The organism is Rhizobacter sp. (assembly GCF_035702065.1).
GTDB lineage: Bacteria > Pseudomonadota > Gammaproteobacteria > Burkholderiales > Burkholderiaceae_C > Rhizobacter.
On sequence record NZ_DASSRA010000200.1, the window covers coordinates 1 to 5,014 of the forward strand.

Here is a 5,014-nt window from a genome sequence, read left to right on the forward strand (position 1 = left end):
GCAGATGGCCTGCGCCTGGGCTTCGGCTTCGATGGCCTCGTCGACACCCATCGCCCACTCCTGATGCAGCATGCGCTTGGTCATGGCATGCGCAAAGCCCGGGCCCTGCGCGAGTTCGGCAGCCCAAGCAAGCGCGCTGGCCGACAAGGCCTCGGGTTCGACGAGTCGGTTGAAGAAGCCCCATTGCATTGCTTCGTCACCACCCAGTGAGCGGCCGCTGTACAGCAACTCCGACGCCCGCCCCTGCCCCACGATGCGCGGCAGCAGGCTGCAGGCGCCCATGTCGCAGCCCGCCAGGCCCACGCGCGAGAACAGGAACGCCGTCTTGCTGCGCGCCGTGCCCATGCGCAGGTCGGAGGCCATCGCGATGATCGCGCCCGCGCCGGCGCACACGCCGTCGATCGCCGAGACGATGGGCTGCGGACAGGCGCGCATGGCCTTCACGAAGTCGCCCGTCATGCGTGTGAAGGCCAGCAGGTCGGGCATGCTCATCTGGGTGAGCGGGCCGATGATCTCGTGCACGTCGCCGCCGGAGCAGAAGTTGCCGCCCGCGCCTTGCACCACCACCACCCGCACCTCGTCGACCTGCGCCAGCGCGCGGAAGAGGTCGCGCAGCTCGGCATACGAGTCGAAGGTCAGCGGGTTCTTGCGCTCGGGCCGGTTGAGCGTGATCACGCCCACCGGGCCTTCGATCGACCAGCCCACGTGCTGGGGTGCCAGCGAGGCCAGTGCGCGGCGGTTGCCGGCCACGAGGTGGGTGTCCATGGCTCGGGTCATGCCTTGTTCTCCTTGGGTTTGCGCGCGGGCTTGGCAGATGGCGCCATGTCGAGTGCCGCCAGGTGCTGCTTCAGGCGGCCCAGCAACCCCTGCACCTCGGTCTTGTCGGCAGGCGACCAGCCGGCCAGCAGCTCGATCACCCACTGCTCGTGCGTGGCCGCCATGCGGCGGAACTGCCGCTTGCCCGTGGGCGTGAGCTGCACCGCGTACGCGCGCCGGTCGCCCGGGTGGGGCATGCGCCGCACCAGGCCTTCGGCTTCGAGCTGGTCGGTGATGCCGGTGATGTTGCCGCCCGTGACCATCATGCGTTGCGACAGCTCGCTCATGGTCAGGCCTTCGGGCTCGCGCTCCAGCTGCGCCATCAGGTCGAAGCGCGGCAGCGTGGTGGAAAACTCGCTGCGCAGGCGGTTGCGGATGGCGCTCTCCACGCGCGTGGTGCACGAGAGCAGTCGCAGCCAGAGCTTGAGCGCCTGGTGGTGCTCGTCCTGCACGCGCGACTCGTGGTCGGGTGCCACATCGAAGGCCAGCGCTTCCAAGGGTCGTTCGTTCACATCGTCTCCATCACACGCCTTGCGCGAGCTGCGCGGGGTCCTGCACCATCAGCGCACGCTCGCGTTCGAGGTTGCGTTCCAGCTGGCCCTTGCCCGAGAGGTAGGGCCGCGGCCAGTCGGCGCCGATGCCGTTCACATGGCCGATGCGCGCGGCCTCCATCAGCGTCCAGGCCGGGTTGGCCAGGTGCGGGCGGGCGATGGCGCACAGGTCGGCGCGGCCGGCCGCGATGATGCTGTTCACGTGATCGGCCTCGGTGATCGCCCCCACCGCCATGGTCGCGATGCCCACCTCGTTGCGGATCAGCTCGGCAAACGGCGTCTGGTACATGCGCCCGTAGACCGGCTTCTGCGCCGGGCTCACCTGGCCCGAGGAGACGTCGATCAGGTCGGCGCCGGCCTGCTTGAAGGCGCGCGCCATCTCGACCGCATCGGCCGGTGTGTTGCCGCCGTCCACCCAGTCGTGGGCCGACAGGCGCACCGACATCGGCCGCTCGGTGGGCCACACCGCGCGCATGGCGGCAAACACCTCCAGCGGCCAGCGCAGCCGGTTGGCGAGCGAGCCGCCGTACGCGTCCCGCCGGTGGTTGGTGAGCGGCGACAGGAAGGCCGACAGCAAGTAGCCGTGCGCGCAATGCAGCTCCAGCCCGTCGAAGCCGGCCTCGATGGCGCGGCGCGTGGCGGCGACGAAGTCCTGCGTGATGCGTTCCATGTCGCCGCGCGTCATCTCGCGTGCCCAGGCGCTCACGCCGGGCAGGTACTGCTGCGCGGACGCAGACACCAGCGGCCAGTTGCCCTCGGCGAGCGGCTGGTCCTCGCCCTCCCAGGGCACGCGCGTCGAGCCCTTGGGGCCGGCATGGCCCAACTGCAGCGCGATCTTGGCCGTGCTGTGGCCATGCACGTAGTCGACGATGCGCTTCCACGCCAGCATCTGCGCGTCGTTGTAGAGGCCAGGGCAGGCCGGCGTGATGCGCGCGTCGGCGCTCGGGCAGGTCATCTCGGTGAACACCAGCCCCGCGCCCCCCATGGCGCGCGCACCCAGGTGCACCAGATGGTGGTCGGTGGGCACGCCGTCGACCGCGCTGTACTGCGCCATGGGCGAGACCACCACGCGGTTCTTCAGGGTGAGGCCACGCAGGCGGAAGGGCGTGAACATGGGCGGCACGCTGGCATCCAGGCCCACGCGCTCGGCCAGCCAACGCTCGTGACCGCCCACGTAGCCCATGTCGCGCAGGCGCAGGTTCTCGTGCGAGATGCGTTGCGAGCGGGTGAGCAGCGAGTAGGCGAACTGCTCCGGCTCCAGCCGCGCATGGCGCTCGACGTTCTCGAACCACTCGGTGGAGTTGCGCGCGGCGTTCTGGATCTTCAGCACCTCGATGCTGCGCTCGGCCTCGTAGGCCTGCAGCGCGCCGGCCAGGTTGCCCGGGTGGTCGGCGATGCGATCGGCCAGGTCGATGGCGTCTTCGAGCGCGAGCTTGGTGCCCGAGCCGATGGAGAAGTGCGCCGTGTGGGCCGCATCCCCCATCAGCACCACCGGTGCCTTGCCGTTGTGGTGCACCCAGCGCTTGCACACCACGCGCGGAAAGCGGATCCACTGCGACGAACCGCGCAGGTGCGCCGCGTTCGACATCAGCGGGTGCCCCTGCAACTGCGCGGCGAAGAGCTTCTCGCAGAAGGCAATGCTCTCCTCCTTCGACATCTTGTCCAACCCGGCCGCCTGCCACACCGCCTCGGGCGCCTCGACGATGAAGGTGGAGGTGTCTTCGTCGAAGCGGTAGGCATGGGCCTGGAACCAGCCGTGCTCGGTGCGCTCGAAGGCGAAGGTGAAGGCGTCGAAGCGCCGGTGCGTGCCCAGCCACACGAAGCGGCATTGGCGCAGGTCCACGTCAGGCTGGTAGGTGTCGGCGTACTTGCTGCGGATGCGGCTGTTGAGGCCGTCGCAGGCGATGACGAGGTCGGCGTCGAGCTCGGTGTCGTCGCTGCACTCGGTGGCGAAGTCGAGCACCACGCCCAGCTCGGCGCAGCGGTCCTGCAGGATGTTGAGCAGGCGGCGCCGACCGATGCCGCAGAAGCCGTGGCCCGAGGAGCGGATGCAGCGTCCCTTGAAGTGCACCTCGATGTCGTCCCAGTGGTTGAAGGCGCCGAGGATCTTCTCGGCCGTGGGCGGGTCAGTGCGCTGCACGGCGCCCAGCGTCTGGTCGGAGAACACCACGCCCCAGCCGAAGGTGTCGTGCGCGCGGTTGCGCTCGATCACGCGCACCTCGTGCGCCGGGTTCTGCTTCTTCATCAGCAGCGCGAAGTACAGGCCCGCGGGGCCGCCGCCGATGCAGGCGATGCGCATGGGTGCGTCTCCTGGAAGTGCCGCACAGCAGGTGCGGTCGAGCGCAATTTAGGCTTTGATATTTGAGGTGTCAAGCAATTCCCAAGACCCTCTCCGCTGTCTGAAAATACCGACACCACGCTGCCGATGCCGGTGCTACTGTTTCCGCCTTCCCTTCTTCGATCTGCCACCGCGAGAACGCCACCGTGAAACGCCTGTGGGACATCTCCCCGCCCATCGCCCCCGACTCGCCGCTCTTCCCCGGTGACGAGGCCTATTCCCAGAAGTGGACCGCGCGCATCGGCCCCGGCTGCCCGGTCAACCTGAGCGCGATCACCATGTCGCCGCACATCGGCGCCCATGCCGACGCGCCGCTGCACTACGCCGACGGCGCACCGGCCATCGGCGAGGTGGACCTCGCACCCTACCTCGGCCCCTGCCGCGTGGTCCACGCCATCGGCCCGGCGCGGCTGATCCAGCCGGCCGACCTGCAGCACGCCGAGCGGGAGCTGCCGCCGCGCGTGCTGGTGCGCACCTGCGAGAAGGCGCCCACCGCATGGTCCCCCGAGTTCTCGGCCTTCGCGCCCGAGACGCTGACCTGGCTGGCCAGCCGTGGCGTGCGCCTGGTGGGCATCGACAGCCAGTCGGTCGACCCGGCCGAGAGCAAGACGCTCGACAGCCACCAGCAGCTGCTGCGCCACCACCTGCGCGTGCTGGAGAACCTGGTGCTCGACGGCGTGCCCGCCGGCGACTACGAGCTGATCGCCCTGCCCCTGAAGCTGATGCAAGCCTGCGCCTCGCCCGTGCGCGCGGTGCTGCGGGAGCTGTGATGACCTCGCCATTCACCCGACAAGATTGCCTCGCGCTCGACGCGCAAGACCCGATGGCGCCACTGCGCGAGCAGTTCGAGCTGCCCGAGGGCGTGATCTACCTCGACGGCAACTCGCTCGGCGTGCTGCCGCGCGCCACCGCCGCCCGCGTCCAGCAGGCCATACAAGGCGAATGGGGCACCGGCCTCATCCGCAGCTGGAACACCGCGGGCTGGATCGACCTGCCGCGCCGCGTGGGCGACAAGATCGCGCGCCTGGTGGGCGCCGGCCCCGGCGAGCTGGTGGTGGCCGACTCGACTTCGGTCAACCTCTTCAAGGTGCTGAGTGCCGCGCTGCGCATCACGCGGGCGGACTCGCCCTCGCGCCGCGTCATCGTCTCGGAGCGCAGCAACGTCCCGACCGACCTCTACATCGCCGAAGGCCTGGCCAAGGAGCTGGGCATGCGGCTGGTGCTGGTCGAGCCCGACGAGATCGCGCAGCACCTCAACGCCGACCTCGCCGTGCTGATGCTCACGCAAGTGAACTACCGAACGGGCCGC

General features: G+C 69.7%; 4 protein-coding genes and 1 pseudogene. 2 read left to right on the forward strand and 3 right to left on the reverse strand.

The annotated features are described in order from the left end of the window. The 3 genes from VFL64_RS09365 to VFL64_RS09375 all read right to left on the reverse strand — a co-directional run. Positions 1 to 777: enoyl-CoA hydratase family protein (locus VFL64_RS09365; protein WP_489540113.1), on the reverse strand; the 777-nt coding region annotated here is incomplete at its 3' end. Beyond that, the gene (locus tag VFL64_RS09370; protein ID WP_489540114.1) at positions 774 to 1,328 is read right to left on the reverse strand and encodes a MarR family winged helix-turn-helix transcriptional regulator; all 555 of its coding nucleotides are present in this window, start codon (positions 1,326 to 1,328) and stop codon (positions 774 to 776) included. The genes VFL64_RS09365 and VFL64_RS09370, both read right to left, overlap by 4 nt. A 10-nt stretch (positions 1,329 to 1,338) precedes the next feature. Continuing rightward, positions 1,339 to 3,666: a bifunctional salicylyl-CoA 5-hydroxylase/oxidoreductase gene (locus VFL64_RS09375; RefSeq protein ID WP_489540115.1), complete on the reverse strand. Its 2,328-nt coding sequence runs from the start codon at positions 3,664 to 3,666 to the stop codon at positions 1,339 to 1,341. Between the two features lie 185 nt (positions 3,667 to 3,851). Here VFL64_RS09375 and kynB point away from each other — a divergent pair, with 185 nt between their 5' ends. Further along, entirely contained in the window at positions 3,852 to 4,475 is a 624-nt protein-coding gene (gene kynB, locus VFL64_RS09380; RefSeq protein ID WP_489540116.1) for an arylformamidase, read from the forward strand. Further along, positions 4,475 to 5,014: pseudogene (locus VFL64_RS09385) on the forward strand (kynureninase); the annotation flags it as partial. The gene kynB and the pseudogene VFL64_RS09385, both read left to right, overlap by 1 nt.

What these genes read in the sequence shown, in the direction of transcription:
- VFL64_RS09375 (WP_489540115.1), bottom strand. Translation starts at nt 3,666, where the DNA reads ATGCGCATCGCCTGCATCGGCGGCGGCCCCGCGGGCCTGTACTTCGCG.